This is a genomic window from Pantoea sp. AG1095, assembly GCF_003208415.1.
GTDB lineage: Bacteria > Pseudomonadota > Gammaproteobacteria > Enterobacterales > Enterobacteriaceae > Pantoea > Pantoea leporis.
Window position 1 is genome coordinate 1 of the sequence record NZ_QKMJ01000003.1, and the last position, 18,684, is coordinate 18,684.

The 18,684-nt window shown below is 51.3% G+C and carries 13 protein-coding genes; 7 read left to right on the forward strand and 6 right to left on the reverse strand.

The genetic code is table 11. The annotated features are described in order from the left end of the window. Positions 1-241: 241 nt before the first annotated feature. The 3 genes from DEU53_RS08675 to DEU53_RS08685 all read right to left on the reverse strand — a co-directional run bounded on the left by DEU53_RS08675 (position 242) and on the right by DEU53_RS08685 (position 3,243). Positions 242-1,363, reverse strand: coding sequence for an alkene reductase (locus DEU53_RS08675; RefSeq protein WP_110866700.1), 1,122 nt, complete (start codon positions 1,361-1,363; stop codon positions 242-244). Positions 1,364-1,464: 101 nt separating this feature from the next. After that, positions 1,465-2,238 carry an enoyl-CoA hydratase/isomerase family protein gene (locus DEU53_RS08680; RefSeq protein ID WP_110866701.1) on the reverse strand — a complete coding sequence of 258 codons (774 nt, stop codon included), beginning with the start codon at positions 2,236-2,238 and terminating at the stop codon, positions 1,465-1,467. A 123-nt stretch (positions 2,239-2,361) separates the two neighbouring features. Then, positions 2,362-3,243 (reverse strand): LysR family transcriptional regulator, encoded by an 882-nt coding sequence (locus DEU53_RS08685; RefSeq protein WP_110866702.1) that lies wholly within the window; start codon positions 3,241-3,243, stop codon positions 2,362-2,364. A 123-nt stretch (positions 3,244-3,366) separates the two neighbouring features. Between DEU53_RS08685 and DEU53_RS08690 the strand changes: the two genes are divergently transcribed. The 4 genes from DEU53_RS08690 (at position 3,367) to DEU53_RS08705 (ending at position 8,696) form a co-directional block, all read left to right on the forward strand. Beyond that, positions 3,367-3,999, forward strand: coding sequence for a glutathione S-transferase family protein (locus tag DEU53_RS08690; protein WP_110866703.1), 633 nt, complete (start codon positions 3,367-3,369; stop codon positions 3,997-3,999). Positions 4,000-4,080: 81 nt separating this feature from the next. Next, entirely contained in the window at positions 4,081-4,800 is a 720-nt protein-coding gene (locus tag DEU53_RS08695) for an SDR family oxidoreductase (RefSeq protein WP_110866704.1), read from the forward strand. 548 nt (positions 4,801-5,348) lie between these two features. Next, on the forward strand, positions 5,349-6,602 hold the full coding sequence (locus DEU53_RS08700) for a sensor domain-containing diguanylate cyclase (protein WP_110866705.1): 1,254 nt from the start codon (positions 5,349-5,351) through the stop codon (positions 6,600-6,602). Between the two features lie 549 nt (positions 6,603-7,151). Further along, entirely contained in the window at positions 7,152-8,696 is a 1,545-nt protein-coding gene (locus DEU53_RS08705) for a methyl-accepting chemotaxis protein (RefSeq protein ID WP_110866706.1), read from the forward strand. A 360-nt stretch (positions 8,697-9,056) separates the two neighbouring features. Here DEU53_RS08705 and DEU53_RS08710 read toward each other — a convergent pair whose 3' ends face one another. Both DEU53_RS08710 and DEU53_RS08715 read right to left on the reverse strand, forming a co-directional pair. Further along, positions 9,057-12,173, reverse strand: coding sequence for a multidrug efflux RND transporter permease subunit (locus tag DEU53_RS08710; RefSeq protein ID WP_110866707.1), 3,117 nt, complete (start codon positions 12,171-12,173; stop codon positions 9,057-9,059). A 46-nt stretch (positions 12,174-12,219) separates the two neighbouring features. After that, the gene (locus DEU53_RS08715; protein WP_110866708.1) at positions 12,220-13,110 is read right to left on the reverse strand and encodes an ABC transporter six-transmembrane domain-containing protein; all 891 of its coding nucleotides are present in this window, start codon (positions 13,108-13,110) and stop codon (positions 12,220-12,222) included. A gap of 86 nt (positions 13,111-13,196) precedes the next feature. Between DEU53_RS08715 and DEU53_RS08720 the strand changes: the two genes are divergently transcribed. Both DEU53_RS08720 and DEU53_RS08725 read left to right on the forward strand, forming a co-directional pair. Continuing rightward, positions 13,197-13,778 (forward strand): TetR/AcrR family transcriptional regulator, encoded by a 582-nt coding sequence (locus DEU53_RS08720; RefSeq protein WP_101761064.1) that lies wholly within the window; start codon positions 13,197-13,199, stop codon positions 13,776-13,778. Between the two features lie 463 nt (positions 13,779-14,241). Continuing rightward, positions 14,242-15,411, forward strand: coding sequence for an ROK family transcriptional regulator (locus DEU53_RS08725; RefSeq protein ID WP_110866709.1), 1,170 nt, complete (start codon positions 14,242-14,244; stop codon positions 15,409-15,411). A gap of 8 nt (positions 15,412-15,419) precedes the next feature. Here DEU53_RS08725 and DEU53_RS08730 read toward each other — a convergent pair whose 3' ends face one another. Beyond that, on the reverse strand, positions 15,420-16,847 hold the full coding sequence (locus tag DEU53_RS08730) for an amino acid permease (RefSeq protein WP_110866710.1): 1,428 nt from the start codon (positions 16,845-16,847) through the stop codon (positions 15,420-15,422). A gap of 492 nt (positions 16,848-17,339) precedes the next feature. Here DEU53_RS08730 and DEU53_RS08735 point away from each other — a divergent pair, with 492 nt between their 5' ends. Further along, complete coding sequence (locus DEU53_RS08735; protein WP_110866711.1) at positions 17,340-18,614, forward strand: Glu/Leu/Phe/Val dehydrogenase; 1,275 nt, start codon at positions 17,340-17,342, stop codon at positions 18,612-18,614. The last annotated feature ends 70 nt before the right edge of the window (positions 18,615-18,684 follow it).

Here is an 18,684-nt window from a genome sequence, read left to right on the forward strand (position 1 = left end):
TCTGCTCTGGCGTGTAGTTAATCCGAGTTCTTCGTTTCATGGCAACGCCCCCCTTGATTAAGGATAGCGTTGCATCGACCCATTGAACTCACAGCGAAAAGCGGACGTCTCAGCTTTAAAAAGTTGATGTCGATTTTAAATTACAAATGATCCGGCATTAGTTTGGCGCACCGGATCATCAATAATGACTAAATTTTCTATGGTTCTAAAGCACATGTGGTCGATGCAATCAAACCACCCTTTACAGCGGTAAAGGGGAATAAGCAGGAAAATCGTTATAACCTCGCGCGTCCCCGCCAAAGAAGGTGTCGCGGTTAAATGCGGTCAATGGGAATGCATGGCGAATACGCTCTGGCAGGTCGGGGTTTGAAGTGAAAAGGCGACCAAAGGCGATGAGATCAGCGTCACCCTGTTGCAGCATACTTTCTGCATCATCCGGTTTGAAACCGCCTGCCGCAATAATGGTTCCCTGATAAAAAGCACGCAAATCTCGGCTTGCGACCGGTTCGGAATAATGTCCTGACTCCCTGTCATCTGGACCGACGATACGGGGTTCAATAATGTGCAAATAGGCCAGCTCTAACGGGTTCAATTGCTCGACCAGATAGCGGAAAGTCGCCGTGGGATTACTGTCATGCATATCGCCATAGATACCGCTCGGTGAAATACGTAAGGCAACGCGTCCCGGCCCCCACACGGCATTGAGTGTTTCCATTGACTCAAGCAAAAAACGCGCACGGTTTTCAAGGCTGCCACCGTAGTTATCAGTGCGCTGATTGCTGCCATCCAGCAGAAACTGTTCAGGTAAATAGCCATTGGCTGCATGCAACTCGACACCATCAAATCCAGCGGCTTTGGCTCGAAGGGCGGCCTGTCGCAGCTCATCCATAAGACCTTTTATCTCACTCGTTTCTAAAGCACGGGGCTCAGGAAAAAGTTTGCCCTCATACACGCCTTGGGGATTTTTAACCACGCCATAGGTATCTCTGGCGATCAGCGCAGAAGGGGCGATGGGCTGGCGGCCTGCTGACAATTCAGGCAGCGACTGGCGGCCCGGATGCCAAAGCTGAAGTACGATTTGACTGCCACGAGCATGTACCGCCTCGACTAATCGTTGCCAGCCCGACAGTTGTTCATCAGTAAAAATACCCGGAGCATCTTCATAAGCGTTAGCAAAGGGAGACACAGCGGTTGCTTCAGCGATAAGTAGTCCTCCCTGACTTGCACGCTGGCGATAGTATTCAATCATTAATTCGCCCGGGATACCGCCCTTTACGGTTCGCATGCGCGTGGTGGGCGCCATCACCACGCGGTGACTCAGCTGTAATTTTCCAGCAGAAACAGGTAACAGTAACGTCTTCATAATATTCCCCTCGCAATGAGGAAGAGCTCCTGTTCACAGGGAGTTCCTCGTTATGGTCATTATCAAGTTCAGTGGTTTACTTTATCGGTGGTGGCTAGCCATCAGGCCTGTTGCTGAGCCATGGTGTGTACAACCTGGGCCGCGCTTATTCCCTCAAGGGCCAGACCATAACCAATGCCTTCTTCTAACAGTCGTTTCAGGCGTTGAGTCAGTGCAATACGGGTATAACGCGAGGTCAGCGGCGGAAGGGCGGCAATACCGTCAGCAATTTCATGTGCACGAGCAAGGAGGTTGTCTGCGGGAACAATTTCGTTCACGACCCCCCACTCTTTCGCCGTCTGTGCATCAAGCACCTGACGGGTAAGCAGGAAGTAACGACCGCGGATTGAGCCAATGACTTCTGGCCACAAAATGTGAACGCCATCGCCGGGAACAATACCGAATTCGAAATGGGGTTTATCCTGGAAAACCGTCTCTGGAGTTGCCAGTACGATATCGGTCAGCAAGGCATATTCGCTATGAAGCAGCACCGGGCCATTTAACGCGGTGATCATCGGGACTTCGATATCCAGAATGTTGCTGAGCACCTTTTTGCCTTCACGCAGGATTTTATCGAAACCGAGCGGACTGAAGAAATCGAACCCTTCCGGGCTGATGGCGTCCATAAAGGCATCACCTGAGCCGGTGAGGATCACCGCGCGGTTTTCACGGTCTTCGCCGATGGCGTGAAAAAGGGAAACAAACTGTTCGTGGGTGTGGCCATCAAAAACCAGTTTTTCACCGGCTGTGTGGAACTGGACTTCCAGTACGCCATTGGGTTTGCGCGTCAGGCGGGCATTGGCAAAGGCATTACGATAAGAGTCAAACGTTGTCATGGAGGCGATCCTTGTTGTTTCCAGCCCGGAGTGGCTGGCCGTGAAACAACACTATTCCATTCCCATTAAAATGGGATCGCCTCATGATTAGATAACAGCTATTCCCATAAGGAATAGCTGTAGCTATTTTTCCGCCATGATGGTTTCTACAAAGCCGGCGAACTGTCGTGCTTTGGCGCTTGCCAGACGGCCATTAGGGAACACGGCCCACAAATCGATGGATGGCAGCTGCCATGCCGTTAGCACTTTTCTGACCGCGCCGCTTTTAAGTTCCCCTGCAAACATCCAGTCAGAAGCAATGCACAATCCCATATGACTGAGCACGGCAGCGCGCTGACCTTCGGCGGCACTGACTCGAATGCGCCCTCTCAAAGAAATGGGAATAACCGCGTCCTCACGGGTAAATGACCACAGGCTTGGCTGAGGATTATAAAGAACGGCATCATGTTCTGCCAGTTCGGCTGGCGTGCTGGGCTCCCCTTTGCTGGCAAGATAGTCTGGCGTGGCGATAACGGATCGTGGACTTGTCGCCAGTTTACGGGCTACGGCAGTAGAGTCGGGCAGGTTTCCCATCCTTAACGACACGTCAACACCTTCGGCAATCAGGTCAATCACCCGGTCATCAAGAATGACGTCCACATCCAATTCGGGGTGTTCCCCAAGAAAACGTGGAAGCTGAGGAATGACATGCAGCCTCGCGAACGTGGTGGCTGCTGAAATGCGTAATTTTCCGGACAGCCCTTTTCCCGCGCCTCTGGCGGCCAGTTCAGCCTCGTCTGCTTCCTGCAAGGCGAGACGCGCCCGCTCGTAAAATCGCTGGCCTGCCTCGGTTGGTGTCAGGCCATGGGTTGAACGGGTCAACAAACTGGTGTGTAAGCGGGCTTCTAGCTGAGCCACAATTTTCGATACGGCAGGTTGACCGATGTTGAGCTGTCTGGCCGCAGCTGAAAAAGACCCTGTATCCACTACGCGAATAAACGTGGTCATAGCCTGAAAGCGATCCATCTCATTCCCCTGAAGAATAGTTGTTATCCCGGCAGGATAACTACCATTCCCGTGACGTGCCAGCCAATATCTTGCACAGCACCTCGGGAATGGCCCGGCGGTAATTTAAACCAGGAAAGGATCATGATAGATATCTATGCATTTGCTACGCCTAACAGCATCAAAGTGCCGATTGCGCTGGAAGAACTCGGTCTTGATTATATTTTACACGCTGTGAATGTGCGTAAAGGAGAGCAGAAATCGGCTGAATTCATCACCCTTAATCCTAACGGCAAAGTCCCGGTGCTTGTCGATACGGATGCCGGTTCCGGGAAGCGGGTGCTGACCGAATCCGCCGCTATTCTGGTTTATCTTGCCGAAAAGAACGGAAAACTTTTGCCTGCCGCTGGCCTGGAAAGAGCGCGCGTATTTGAGCAGTTATTTTTTCATGCTTCTGGACTGGGGCCTGCTTTTGGTCAGGCCGGATTCTTTCTATGTCAGGCAGCTGGGCCGCAACCGCTGGCAATGCAACGTTTTTCATCAGAAGCCGACCGTACAGTAAAAGTGCTGGATAGCATCCTTGCCGATCATGAGTTTGTCGCTGGAGAGGCATTTTCGATTGCCGATATCGCGCACTTTGGCTGGTTGTGGCGTCGCGAGTTTGCTGGCGTAAGCCTTGAAAACGCACCGAATGTTACACTGTGGTTTGAACAGATGGCGGCACGCCCTGCCGTCAAGCGCGCGATTGAACGCGTTAACGCGCTCGCCTCAGTTTGAGGCGCTGCACTTTAGAATATCTGAGAGATGGTTTTTAACCCTGTTCCGGCGCTCTGTCCCTGAGATCAATAACTGGAGTAAATGATGAAGAAAACATTTCTGATTACCGGTGCCAGTAAGGGCATCGGGCTGGCACTGTCCCATCGGCTTGCCGGTGCGGGGCATCAGGTGGTTGGACTGGCGCGAGGCGCTAACCCACACTTTCCCGGTACCTTAATCAACGCAGATCTGGCAGACGTTGAGCAAACCCGCCAGACCTTTGAATCCTTGAGTCAGCAATTCGTCTTTGACGGGATAGTAAACAACGTCGGGCTGGTAAAGCCACAGCGCCTTGGTGAAATCGATTTAATCCAGTTTGACGATGTGATGCGCGTCAATCTCTTCCCGGCGATACAGGGAACTCAGGCTATTCTGGCTGGAATGAAGGATCGGGGCTGGGGAAGGATCGTCAATATTTCCAGTCTTACCGTGCTGGGCAGCGTTGAGCGGACCGCGTATGCCGCAGCTAAAGCGGCCTTGATTAGTTTCACCCGTAACTGGGCTTTGGAACTCGCTCAGACCGGAATTACCGTGAATGCCGTGGCGCCAGGTCCTACTGAAACCGAACTTTTCAGGGCAAACAATCCGCCAGGAAGTGAGGGTGAGGCGCGCTATCTTGCGGGTGTACCTATGAAACGGTTTGGGCAACCGGTTGAGATCGCTGCAACAATTGCCTTTCTGATGTCGGAGGATGCGGCCTTTATAACAGGACAAACCTTATATGTTGATGGCGGTGCATCGATAGGCAACCTAATTTTTTGATAGGTAAAAATCGAGGCCAGAATCAAATTTTGCCCCTTCAAGTGACTTAATAGCGGCATGCTGTTATGTCCGCTGTTGGCGAGAAGCCGACATGCATACTGCACGATCCACTTTAACCACGAAGCAGGTCATGTGTTTACAGCTCTGAGAGCGATGAGAAGAAAGCAAAGTGTGATGACTCTATACTCACCCATATTTGCCCGACTGAAGACGGAGCGGTAAATATTGCCTATGCATTTTCAGTCGCGCCCACGCGTATGGCATGAGCATCAGATGTCGCTGGATAATACCTGCTCGATAAAAAGCACGAAGCGAAACGCCGTGTCGAGATCGGCGATGTTTAATGCCGGTCACTAAAGATCCTGAACTCATCAGCCGATAAATAGAGATCAGCTTTTGCGGCCCTAAGATGCCTGATAACAGGCTCTGGCAGCTCTGCGATGGAAAACTTGACGTTATCATTATCAGGCACTTTTTTAGCACCTGATGGGTTTTAGCAGCAGAAATAAATGTGTTCAGCATCATCGGCAAACAACGGAATCACCAGCATGAATATCGCGATCAAACCCACACTTTCTGCCGTTTGGTCGACGGATGCACGCGGCATTTGCATTGCCAGCCAGGAAAGCCCTGAAGGCTTATTGCCACTACTTAAAGGCATAACGCTTTGTGAGTGGCTTAGCCTTGCGCTGGTAGAGGAAGATGCAAAAATCGCGATGCAGCTGACAGCGGCATTAGAGTTTAAGACGCCTTTTAATATAGAGGTGCCGATCAAGTGTCTGGATGGAACGATGCGCCATGTGATTGTTTCAGGTCTGCCGGCATGCCAACCAAGTGATTCTCATACACAGTTTAGCGGCTTCGTTTTAGATGTTACCGGACAGCGCAAAGCCCTTCAGGACGCGCTGCGCACGGCGACAGAATATCGTTTGTTGATTGAAAACAGTACTGATCTGATCGCCCACTGTGATGCGGATGGTCGGTACGTTTCGATCTCTCCTTCGTATAGCGAAATGATAGGCTGGTCAGCCGATGAAATGGTGGGCCAGCTGGTGGTGGACTTCCTGCATATCGACGATCAGCAGCCTGCTGCGGCAGTTCTGGCAAATATCTTCAACGGTGCTGAGTTACCAGACGTCGTCGAGGTGCGTAAAAGGCATCGTAACGGTCACTACATTACACTTGGCACTAAGGCCTGCGGCGTAAGCGATCCCTCTAAAGGTAAAAATATCGGAGCAGTGCTGGTTTCGCGTGACATCACCCGTGATAAAGAAAAGATGTTGATGCTTGAGCTGCTCGCGACCCGCGACACCTTAACCGGACTGCCAAACCGAGCCTGGATCAACGACAAAGTACAATCCATGCTTACGCACGTAGAAGATCCTGCGTATACGACTGTCCTGTTTATCGATCTGAATGGATTCAAAGCAGTTAACGATTCGATGGGGCACGCAATAGGGGATATGTTGCTGCAGCAGGTAAGCGAACGGCTACAAAGTTGCATGCGCCAGGGCGACTCGTTAGCACGCCAGGGAGGAGACGAGTTTGTCGTGGCAGCAACGTGCAGTAGTCATGATGCTGCAGCCGCTATTGCACTGCGCCTCATAGACGGCCTGAAAGATCCTTTTGCTATCAATGGCGTAGAAGTAAAGATCGGCGCATCGATTGGCATCAGCCTGGCACGATTTGGGACAAAAACGGTAAAAACCTTATTTGAAAATGCCGATACAGCGATGTATCAGGCTAAAGCACGACGTGATGGGTCATATCAATTTTTCCAACCTGATACGCTGCCAATGTGAGATTAAGCCAGCCCGTTTCACATGCTCTCTTCGGCGCTCAACTTCTTTTCCATTTAGCATGATCTTCAAGTATGTGATGAAGTTGGCCAGAGGAGGGCATGCCGGTCGCCGTTACCACGGTGAGGGCAAAATAGACCAGACTTTCAGTATGATTATGGCGTTTGCTGGTATTACAGGAAGCTGTCGTTTCCTTTTCAATCCAATCTGAGTAATGGTAAGAGCGTAACATAAGTTAAATTTTCTCGAAGTAAGCGTGTTTTTAAAACACGCTTCGTTTTTAAAATAATGTAACTAAAAAAATATAAAATATTTTCCCTAAAATAAAGGTTAATTTAAATTGAGTTATTTACGGAGTTAAATTAATCCAAAGCATTTAAAAATGCCAAATTTAACTTAAGTAATCCGTGATAACTCAAGCAGTTCTTATATTTTCCGTGCGTGATGAATTTGAGTGAAGCCCTTATTAATTTGTCGCGCAGGCAGGGTTAATTTCACTGTCTATAATTCCTCTTCTTCGGCAAAGCATCTTGAACTTTAAGAGAATTATAAATGAAAATATCTACACGTCTGGCTGCGGGTTTCAGTCTGCTCATTATTCTTTTCGTATTGTGCACGGGGATTGCTCTGAACGCATTATGGCAGGCGCGGGATGGGATGGAAGATACGGTCAATAACAAGATGAAGCGCTTTACGCTGGTTCAGGATATGCGGGGAATTGCTCGAGATATGGCCATTGCCGTTCGCAACCTGGCTTTACTGAGCGATCCCGTAGAAATGCAGCCTGAATGGCAAAGATTAATCTCGCAGCAGAAAAATTATATCGAGAAGCGCCGTGAGCTGGTGGATAGCATGAGGATCAATGTTTCCTCTCACGGGAAGGAGGCTCTTGAAAAAGTCGTTGCCTCTGAGAGCGCCGCGATGGAGACGTTAATGATCGCAGGTCAAATGGGACTCGATAACCGTCAGCAAGAAGCAACGGTTTACCTCATGAAAACTGCGCGACCGGCGCAACAGGCATTAATGGGATCGCTGGATGCGCTAACGAACATCGAAATGACACTCAGCAAGGATACGATGGCTGAGAATAGTGCATCGACGACACGTACAGCGTTTATTTTATTAATAATGGCGGCGCTCTCGGTGATTATTTCTGTGGTGACCGGTTATTTAATCGTACGTGTACTGATGCGTCAGCTAGGCGGCGAGCCCGCCCAGGCACAGGCACTGGCGGCAGCCATCGCCGCGGGGAATCTGACAACCTCAATAACCTTGCGCCGTAACGATAAGCACAGCCTACTGGCATCGTTAGATCGTATGCAGGAGAGTCTACGTGGACTGGTATCACAAATTAAAGACTCGGCTGGATCCGTTGCTTTAGCCGCTGATGAGATATCAAAAGGCAACACTGAACTTTCATCGCGTACTGAACAGCAGGCCGCTGCGCTTCAGGAAACGGCCGCGAGTATGGAGCAACTCACGGCAACGGTGAAAAGTAATACTGCAGGTGCACAGCAGACGGCACAAGTTGCACGTGGGACAGCAGAGCTGGCGCGAGCTGGCGAGGCGGATGTGCAGAAAATGTCGGATACGATGAACGAGATTTCTCTCAGCGCGACAAAAGTGAGGGATATTACTTCCGTCATTGAAAGCATTGCCTTCCAGACCAATATTCTTGCACTCAATGCCGCCGTTGAAGCTGCTCGCGCCGGTGAAGAAGGAAGGGGATTTGCCGTGGTTGCCGGTGAAGTCAGAACGTTAGCACAACGAAGTGCGACTGCTGCACGGGATATCAAACAACTCATTGAGCAGGCCGTAGGGCAGGTGGAAAGTGGTGTGAACGTGGCGACTGGAACCGGGCAGAGCATCATGAAAATCGTCAGCATGGTAGGTGAACTCGCGGATGCGATGGACGAGATATCTCTGGCTTCTTCCGAACAAATGCAGGGAATTTCACAGGTCAGCATTGCCGTCAGCCAAATGGATGGCGTAACGCAGAACAATGCTGCATTGGTTGAAGAGTCCTCCTCTGCGTCGCAAGAGCTTTCTGCTCAGGCACATGCTTTACGAGGCATGGTTGAAGCGTTCCAGGTTTAATATTTTCATTCACATTGGGGCTCTTATTTAATCTGGGCCCGCATTGTTTGATTTCTTTTCGTTCGACTCCGTGTGAAAACAGCCTCAGGCAAGCTTACTCTGTGGCTCTTCCTGTTAAGGATGGGTCGCTGAGATGGCGCTAAATACCTTGTCAGTGACGATGGCCGGGTATTACCGAAATATGAACTGCTCAGTGAACAATAATCACGATGCCAACAATGTCCGCTCCTGCCAAAGTGGACGCTGTGCATGACAGCGTCCACTATGAGCGAAAAGTGGGTCTTCGCGTTTAAAGCAGGGTTTATTAACATTGTCGATGAATGGCAATGCAATCAACTCAGGATTGCCTGGGCTTAGCATTCAACCTTTATTTACCCTTTTCAGCAAGCCGCTAAGCTTTTGCACAGCCGATGTGATAATCACAAAAAATACGGGCACAAAGAAGATGGCCAGCAGCGTACCGCTAAGCATCCCGCCGAACACGCCTGTGCCAATCGCATTCTGGGTGCTCTTACTGGCACCGTTTGCCATCATCAGGGGAACCACACCAAGAGTAAAAGCCAGTGACGTCATGATAATTGGCCGCAGGCGTAGTCGGGCTGCTTGCTTCGTTGCCTCAAGCAGCGGCTCACCCTGCGCATAAAGTTGTCGCGCAAACTCTACAATGAGGATGGCGTTTTTGGTTGAAAGTCCGATTAGTGTGATCATACCGACCTTGAAAAAAACATCGTTAGACATACCTGCGAGAAATACCGCCAGTAGAGCGCCAGCCATACCCAGCGGAACGACAAGTATTACTGAAAGCGGTACTGACCAGCTCTCATACAGCGCGGCAAGCACCAGGAAAACAATAAGAACGGATAAGGCGATCAACAGCGGCATTTGAGCCGCTGAGCTACGTTCCTGCAGCGAGGTGCCAGTCCACTCGGCGTAATAGCCTGCTGGAAGAGAAGCGGCAAGTCGGTCCATTTCAGCCATCGCTGCCCCGCTGGAGTAACCAGCAGCGGCGCTGCCAGTGATTTTAATCGCCGGATAGCCCTGATAACGACTGAGCTGCTGCGGCGACTGGGTCCAGTCCGTCGAGATAAAGGCCGACAGCGGCACCATCTCACCCGAGGCATTCCTGACGTAAAGCTTGAGTAAATCTGCCAGCTGCATACGGTAACGGGAGTCCGCCTGCACAATAACCTGTTGTACTCGCCCGTTATCTACGTAGTCATTGACGTAGTTTGAGCCAATCGCGACTGACAGCATCTGATTAATGTCGTCAAAGCTGACGCCCATTGCCTGCGCTTTTTCTCTCTCCACCTCAAGAGTGGCACTTACACCCGCAGGTAAACCCTCAATGTAGACATCACTGACCACGCCACTGTTATTGGCTTTCTCCATTAGCTCTGAGGCTGTCTGCAACAATGCTGCAAAACCACGGCCGGCACGATCTTCGAGGTAGAGGTCAAAACCCGATGAAGTCCCCATATCAGAAATCGCGGGCGGCATCAGGCTCATTACCGTGGCGGCGGGATCGTCATTCATCTTCGTCTGGACAAATTTTGCTTCACCATCAGCGGTTGCGCCTTGCCGTTCGCCCCATTCTTTCAGGGTGGTAAAGGCCATCGCGGTGTTCGGACCGGATCCGGAAAAACCAAAGCCAAAGATGGAGATATTACTGGCAATGCCGGGCCTTTCCATGATCGTTTTTTCAAGCCGATCAACCACATGACGGGTTCTTTCTTGTGTGGCATCTGACGGCAACTGGATCGATGTCATAAAGTAGCCCTGATCGTCTTCAGGGATAAAAGATGAAGGCAGCGCCAGATAGGCAGCAAAAATCACCGCACTCAGCATGGCATAAATCAGCATGACGCGGCCGCCACGGCGCAGCGTGGCGTGCAATGCCCGCTCATAGCTTGTCGTTAGGGCACTGAAGCGGCGGTTAAACACGCCTGCAAAGCCTTTCTTTTCTTCGCCGTGCTGCGCAATCGGCTTCAGCAGGGAAGCACACAGTGCAGGGGCCATCGTCAGCGCAAGAAAAGCCGAGACCAAAATGGACACAGCCATCGAAAGTGTGAATTGCCGATAGATGACGCCAACCGAGCCGGTGGCGAATCCCATGGGAATAAACACGGCGGTAAGCACCAGCGTAATACCGATAATCGCTGGCGTAATCTCGCGCATCGACTCACGTGTTGCTTCTTTTGGCGACAGGCCTTTTTCAACCATCAGGCGCTCAACGCTCTCCACTACCACAATCGCATCGTCAACAATGATGCCGATAGCCAGCACCATGCCAAACATGGTCAGCACATTAATGGAAAATCCGCTCATCAGCATTACGGTAAAAGTGCCGAGCAGCGCCACCGGCGCGACAATTGCCGGAATAAAGGTGTAGCGCAGATTCTGCAGAAATAGCAGCATCACCAGGAATACCAGCACCATGGCTTCAATAAAAGTGTGGATGACTTTCTCAATCGACAGCTTCACAAACGGCGCGGTATCAAACGGCACCGAGAACGCCATGCCCTGCGGCAGCACCGTTGAGAGTTCATTTAGCCGAGAACGCACGCCCTCTGCCGTGCTGACGGCATTGGCACCCGGCATCAGCTGGATCGCTGCGGCAGTAGCCGGATGGCCGTTTTCACGAATCGCGTACGCGTAGCTCTGCAGACCCTGTTCCACGCGCGCCACGTCAGCCAGCCGGACGCGCGAACCGTTACTTAGCGCCTTAAGCGTAATGTTGCGGAACTCTTCCTCAGAACTGAGCTGCCCGCGTACGTTAAGCGGGTAGGTCACAGCTTGTCCGGGCTGCGCCGGTTCATCGCCGATTCTGCCCGGCGAGACCTGGGCGTTCTGCTGGCTTAGCGCGGTGGTAACGTCGCTGACCGAGAGCTTATAGTTAAATAGTTTGACCGGGTCCAGCCATACGCGCATTGCTTTCTCAGCGCCGAACAGCTGTACTTTGCCAACGCCTGGCACGCGACGTAGTTCCTCAGAAACGTTACGCGCAAAATAGTCGCTAAGGTCCTGTTCGCTGAATCGACCCGAGGGCGAGCGCAACCCGACGATCATCAGAAATCCCGCGTTTGCCGCCTCCACGTTCAGACCGTTCTGACGTACGGTCTGAGGCAGCCGGGATTCAACCACCTTGATTTTGTTCTGCACATCAACCTGAGCGAGCTTGATGTCCGTTCCGGGGTTAAAGGTCACTGTAATGCTGGCAGTGCCTGACGTATCACTTGAAGACTCGAAGTAGAGGATGTCGTCAACGCTGGAGATTTCTCTCTCGATCAACGAGATGACCGACTCATTCATCGTTTCTGGCGTGGCGCCGGGATAGGTCACCGTAATGCTGACGCTCGGAGGAGCCACAGCGGGGTACTGCGCCACGGGCAACTGCGGAATGGCAATTATGCCTGCCAGTACAATAAACAGGGCGATAACCCATGCAAAAACAGGCCTTTCAATAAAAAATTGCGGCATCGGAATATCCGGGAATAAGCAGTAAAATTTGCAGTGTGCGTTAGGATCAGATTTGTTCCGTATGGACGCGGCGGCCGATATCACTCAGCTGGGAGTATTTCTCCAGCAGTTGAGGGCCATTATCCAGGCTGGTAGCGAACATCCACATATAGGTCATGACCGAATAAATGTGCCCGGCACTGATCCCCGTTGTCTGCGTCATCCAGATAATGGTCAGACTAAATAGCATGGCGACAAGCACGCCGATTGACAGATATCCCATTGCTTCGCGATCGGAGAGGCGTATGCGTAATCTGGCGAGCGTGGAGTAATGTCGCTGTAAAGATAACGATGTCGCCCTGCTAACAAAATCAACCTCTTTTTCCAGCCGATTATTGAGTTTGTTATAGAGCACTTCATTTTTACGGGCAAAACCAGGCAGGAAACAGGCCAGTAAAGCCAGGATGACCAAACAGGCAATACCCGCCCAGAATTCGATAATCAGCAACATTACTGCGGCACCCATCATCGAAAACAGCGAAGTGATGAGCATAGGAAAGTGCAGTTCAAAAAAATCAACAAACTCTCTCGACAACACAACCCGTGCTGCAACGGTTGAATGATTAAAGTTATTTTTACGTTGAGTCTTAATCACGGATACCGCCAGGGCCGCATAAATCCTGGCAAAAGTGCGGGTATCAACGCTTCTGCGCGCTGCACCCAGACACCAGATAAATAAGATCAATACGCCATAGAGCATCGCATTTATCGTCTGCCCGGACATGATGGCGTTAATGGAGACGCCAGCCAGGATCGGATACAACAGATAAGTGACGTTTTCGGCAACGACCAATAAAAAAGTAAAGAACAGCTTTTTGCGGTAGCGGTTAGCCAGTGATTTCAGCGTGCCGGAGGCGCTTGTGGTCGGGGAGATAGCCTTTATATTTTCAGTGTTCATGAGTGGTACTTCTGTTAAAATAGAGCAAGTGCTCAATAATGTTATATGTTATTTGAGCAATTGCTCAAAGTCAACTGAGGTAAGAGATGAACGCTAAATCTGAGCTAATGAAAGAGAAAATTCTTAATGCGGTTATTGAGTTATTTACAGAGAAGGGTATTGATAAGGTTAAAACGCGAGATGTTACAGAGTATCTGGGCCTGTCACGAAGCCATATTTACCATTATTTTAAAGACTGGCAGTCGCTGAGTCTTGCGGCAGTAACAAGTTTTATCAATGCAGAAATCAAGGAATTTCGTTTCATTATTCAGCCTTTATCCGCCAGGCAAAAATTGCAGGAATTTATTAACGGGATGATTACCGATGCCCCCGACCCGACCCGTAAATTATATGGTTCCTTATGGTTACTCTCTACTCATGACGAAGCTTACGCGAGTCTGATGCAAACCTTTCTGGATGAGTGGCATGAGGTGCTGGCAAACATTATACAGACAGGCATGGACGAGCAGTCGTTCCGAATTGTTGATGTGCACCGCGTAGCGCGCCAGTTGGATGCAATGCTGTTTGGTTATAGTGAGCAGATTTTAACCCTGCCATCTAAAGGCTTAGTAGAGCAGGCGAAGGAAGATATCGACGATTTTATCCATAGAAACATACTGACATGCTGATAAAACATTAATTTAGCGTGACGGCTCTGAACTGCAAGGGTGGAGCGGTCAAGACTTAGGGGCGGCAGAAGCGTTTTGCTTCAACTCTGTCTCCTGCAAGCCCCCGGATGGATATGTTTAAATTATGAAGTGGGCTATTAAACGGAAAAATAGCTGTACCAGCAACATCCACTGCTGGGATTAACCAAATACAAATACAGCGCCATGCCCGTTCATCAATTATTTCAGACGACAACTCATTCATTCGTAACAGGCGCGGTATTCGCATCGTTGTTAACCGGCCTGGTAGCCGTGGCAGGTTGGCTTTTTATCAAATAACCGTTGGGATGGTCACCAAGGGTTAAAATTATCGACATCCCCACCTCAATCATTCACCTGCCTGAAAGGGTTGTAAAATGTGTGTACGATCAGGGATATTGATGCGGCTATTCGCAGCGCAGGTGACGAAAGGGAAGGGAGCAAGGTGAAAACGTCGGGAACCAATCTGGAACACGCACGGGCGCACAATCGCCGCGTGATCATTGAAGCCATTCGTCTGCACGGCGAACTGACCCGCGCCGAGCTGGCTCGTCTCACCGCGCTGACGCCGCAAACCGTGTCGAATATTGTGGCGGAGCTGGAGCAGGCCGAACTGCTCACCAGCCGCGCGCCGCGCAAACAAGGACGCGGGCAACCGGCAATTCCGGTGACGCTTAATCCCGCCAGCGCCTTTTCGATCGGCATCCATCTTGATCACCAAACGCTGCTGATTGTGCTGGTGGATCTCACCGGCGAAATTCATTTTCGCCGCCTGATTCTGGTACAAAAACCCCAGCCGGATGCCACATTAGCGCGCATCGCCGATGTGCTCAGCGAAATTAAAACGCAGCTGGGCGATCGCTGGCAGAAAGTGCTGGGCATTGGCGTGGTGATGCCCGGTCCGTTTGGTGTTGAGGGCATCTCGTCGATGGGGCCGACCACGCTGCACGGCTGGGAACAGGTGGACATCGAAGCCAAACTCGCCGCGATGAGCGGCGTGCCGGTGACGTTGGAAAACGATGCCACGGTGGCAGCAATTGGTGAGCGCTTTCATGGCGTCGCGCGTCAGCTCAATTCGTTTGTCTATCTCTACATCGGCACCGGTTTGGGCGCTGGCATCATCATGGATGGCCACGTCTATAGCGGCCATGCGCATAATGCCGGCGAAGTCGGGCATGTGGTGGTGGAGCCGGGCGGACGCGAATGTTACTGCGGCAATCACGGCTGTTTAGAACGCTATGTTTCACTGCAGGCGGCGTACGAGTTTTGCGGGCTCGATCCGATGACCGCTTTGCCGGAAGATTTGCTGGAAGTCGATCCGGCGCTGTTCGATAAATGGATCGATACCGTGTTAACGCCGCTGCGTCAGGCGATTAACCTGCTGGAATGCATCTTCGATGCCGAAAGCGTGATAATCGGCGGCATGATGCCTGCGGTGCTGCTGGATAAAATCATGCGTCGACTGCCGCCGCTCTATCAGTCGGTGCGCGGTCGCTACCTCACCGGAACACGCGTAAAGATCGGTATGACCGGCAGCGATACCGCCGCGCTGGGTGCCGCCGCGCTGCCGATTTTCGACGAGTTCAATCCACAGTTTAACGTGTTGATGAAGTAGCGGCCTGATCATGCCGCTACCTTCACTGTCGTTTTCCGCTTCTCCTTCATCTTCCAGCATAGCCACAGCGCAATGAACCACACCGGCGAAGCGGCTAGCGCGGCGAGCGTGTCGGGATCAAATATCATGATCACCACTGAAAACAGGAAGAACATCAGCGTTGCCCACGCCATCATCCTGCCGCCGGGCATCTTAAATTTGGATTTTTGATGCAGATCCGGGCGCTGCCGGCGGTACACCAGATAAGAGACCAGAATCATTCCCCAGCAATAGATCACCAGAATGGCGGCCAGCGTCGAAACGATGGTGAACAGCGTTGTCACATTCGGCACCAGGAACAGCAGCAAGGTGCCGCTCAGCATGCAGAAGCAGGAGAACAGCAGGCTTCGCAGCGGGATACGCGTGGTGCGTGAAAGAATACGAAACTGCCAGTGGGCATGCTTCTCGACGGACAAGCCGTATAACATGCGGGTGCTGGAGTAGACGCCGCTATTGGCGGAAGACATCGCCGAGGTGAGTGCGACGAAATTAATGATCGCTGCCGCCGCAGGCAAGCCGGCTTTGGCAAACAGCGTCACGAACGGGCTGGTATCCGGCGATACCCCTTGCCAGGACGTCACCGCGATGATCACCATCATCGAGAGCAAGTAGAAAATCACAATCCGCAGCGGCAGAGAGTTGATCGCGCGCGGCAAAATTTTCTCGGGATCGCGCGTTTCTGCCGTCATGGTGCCGAGCAGCTCAATGCCGGTGTAAGAGAAAATCGCGATCTGGAAACCAGCCAGAAAACCGGTGATGCCATGCGGCATGAACACCGCAGGATCGGTGAGGTTGTGCACCGAGGCTTTAACGCCATCCGGCGAGGTCCAGCCGGTAAATACCATCCATCCGCCGGTGATGATCAGCGCAATGATGGTGATCACCTTGATCAGCGCAAACCAGAATTCAGCTTCACCAAAAGCCTTCACCGACAACATGTTAAACAGACACAAAATACCGAGGGTAAATAACGCGGGTATCCACGCCGACATTTCCGGGAACCAATACTGCATATACGCGCCGCATACCACCACATCGGCGATGCAGGTCACCACCCAACTTAGCCAGTACGACCAACCGAGAAAGAAGCTGGCTTTGGGGCCGAGATAATCACTGACAAAATCGGCAAACGAGCGATAGTCGAGCCGACTAAGCAGCACTTCCCCCATTGCCCGCATCACCATATAGCTAAAAAAACCCACCAATAGGTAGATGATTAATATCGAGGTTCCGGCTACCGCAATATTGCGTCCCGCGCCCATAAACAGCCCGGTACCGATCGATCCGCCCAGCGCGATCATCTGAATATGGCGTTCGCTCAGCCCTCGCTGCAGTTTTTGCGGGGCGTCGTGAGCCCGAGCAGGCTGAATCTGCCCTTGTGTAGGTTTGTTAGACACAATGATTCCTTCAGTCTGGCGAAAAGACGCATGACGATGCCTGCCCGCAAGCATCAATGGCAAATATGGGTTAAACCTTAAAGAGGCACGTTTAAATAGATGAAAGAAAAACGAAATTAATAAAACGCTAATTCATGATGGAGGTTTCCAGCTGGGTTTTACTCATCGTGGTGGCGTGTGTTAACAAAGTCAATGCGGAAAAATAACAGTTTATTCACTTTTTGATGACCATCAAAGAACTGAAAAATAGGGATAAAATCAAAATTTATGCAATTAAGTGCATAATTAATGCATGGGTATGCGCCATATGTGGCTCTTTTTTAATGCTTAGTTATTCATTTATTAAGGCATTTTTGTGTCGAAAAAGTTAAACCCCTCTTATTTGGCCTGACCCGCTTGTCTGAAAAGGTGTTAAATTACTTTCCGTCTAGTGCAATGCATTACCTTTCCACGTCTTTTCAATATAAATAACTCTGAACCTACAGGCTTCTCATGGAAAAGTTATCTTACGCTTCTGAAAGCAGTACATCTCCCTGGACTACCTACCTGAGCCAAATTGATCGTGTTGCGCCTCATCTTGGTGAATTGTCTCGCTGGATAGAAACCCTGCGTCACCCCAAAAGAGCACTGATTGTCGACATCCCGGTGCAGATGGATGACGGCTCGATTCGCCACTTCGAAGGCTATCGCGTACAGCACAATCTCTCACGCGGGCCGGGCAAAGGGGGCGTGCGTTACCATCCTGCTGTCGATTTGAATGAAGTGATGGCGCTATCCGCCTGGATGACCATCAAGTGTGCGGCGGTTAACCTGCCTTATGGCGGCGCCAAAGGCGGCATCCGTGTCGATCCGCACTCGCTATCTGAAGGTGAACTGGAGCGATTAACCCGCCGCTACACCAGTGAAATCGGCTTGATTATTGGCCCGCAGAAAGATATTCCCGCACCCGATGTCGGCACCAATGGCAAAGTGATGGCGTGGATGATGGATACCTACTCCATGAATCACGGCACCACCATCACCGGTGTGGTCACCGGTAAACCGATCCATCTTGGCGGCTCGTTAGGGCGTGAGAAAGCGACGGGGCGTGGCGTATTTATTACCGGTCGGGAAGTGGCACAACGCTCCAATATCACCATTGAAGGCGCACGCGTGGCGCTGCAGGGCTTTGGTAATGTCGGTAGCGAAGCCGCGCGTCTGTTCGCCGAAGCCGGTGCGCGTGTGGTGGTGATTCAGGATCACACCGCAACCTTACTCAACGAAGGCGGTATTGACTTAGCCGCGTTGACTGCATGGCAGATCGAACATAAACAGATTGCTGGCTTCCCTGGCGCGCGAGAGATCGACAGAGAGCAGTTCTGGACCACTGCCATGGATATTCTGATCCCGGCGGCGCTGGAAGGACAAATTACCCGCGAGCGCGCAGAAGTTATTAGTGCCAAACTGGTACTGGAAGGGGCAAACGGCCCAACTTATCCGGATGCAGATGATATGCTCGCGAGTCGCGGCGTGCAGGTGGTGCCAGACGTAATCTGTAACGCTGGCGGGGTAACGGTGAGTTACTTCGAATGGGTGCAGGATATGGCGAGTTTCTTCTGGAGCGAAGATGAGATTAACCAGCGTATGGACCGCATCATGACCGAAGCCATGGTTCACGTTTGGGACAAGGCCGCCGAAAAGCGCTGCTCGCTGCGCACTGCCGCTTATATCGTTGCCTGCGAACGTATTTTACTGGCACGTAAAGATCGCGGTATTTATCCGGGCTAATTAATTATATTTTAAGTTTATTTAAATCAAAGGATAAACGCCTTCGTAGTGGGCAGAGGGCGTTTATCTT

What these genes read in the sequence shown, in the direction of transcription:
- DEU53_RS08705 (WP_110866706.1), top strand. Translation starts at nt 7,152, where the DNA reads ATGAAAATATCTACACGTCTGGCTGCGGGTTTCAGTCTGCTCATTATT.
- DEU53_RS08700 (WP_110866705.1), top strand. Translation starts at nt 5,349, where the DNA reads ATGAATATCGCGATCAAACCCACACTTTCTGCCGTTTGGTCGACGGAT.
- DEU53_RS08720 (WP_101761064.1), top strand. Translation starts at nt 13,197, where the DNA reads ATGAACGCTAAATCTGAGCTAATGAAAGAGAAAATTCTTAATGCGGTT.
- DEU53_RS08680 (WP_110866701.1), bottom strand. Translation starts at nt 2,238, where the DNA reads ATGACAACGTTTGACTCTTATCGTAATGCCTTTGCCAATGCCCGCCTG.
- DEU53_RS08735 (WP_110866711.1), top strand. Translation starts at nt 17,340, where the DNA reads ATGGAAAAGTTATCTTACGCTTCTGAAAGCAGTACATCTCCCTGGACT.
- DEU53_RS08685 (WP_110866702.1), bottom strand. Translation starts at nt 3,243, where the DNA reads ATGGATCGCTTTCAGGCTATGACCACGTTTATTCGCGTAGTGGATACA.
- DEU53_RS08710 (WP_110866707.1), bottom strand. Translation starts at nt 12,173, where the DNA reads ATGCCGCAATTTTTTATTGAAAGGCCTGTTTTTGCATGGGTTATCGCC.
- DEU53_RS08695 (WP_110866704.1), top strand. Translation starts at nt 4,081, where the DNA reads ATGATGAAGAAAACATTTCTGATTACCGGTGCCAGTAAGGGCATCGGG.
- DEU53_RS08715 (WP_110866708.1), bottom strand. Translation starts at nt 13,110, where the DNA reads ATGAACACTGAAAATATAAAGGCTATCTCCCCGACCACAAGCGCCTCC.
- DEU53_RS08690 (WP_110866703.1), top strand. Translation starts at nt 3,367, where the DNA reads ATGATAGATATCTATGCATTTGCTACGCCTAACAGCATCAAAGTGCCG.
- DEU53_RS08675 (WP_110866700.1), bottom strand. Translation starts at nt 1,363, where the DNA reads ATGAAGACGTTACTGTTACCTGTTTCTGCTGGAAAATTACAGCTGAGT.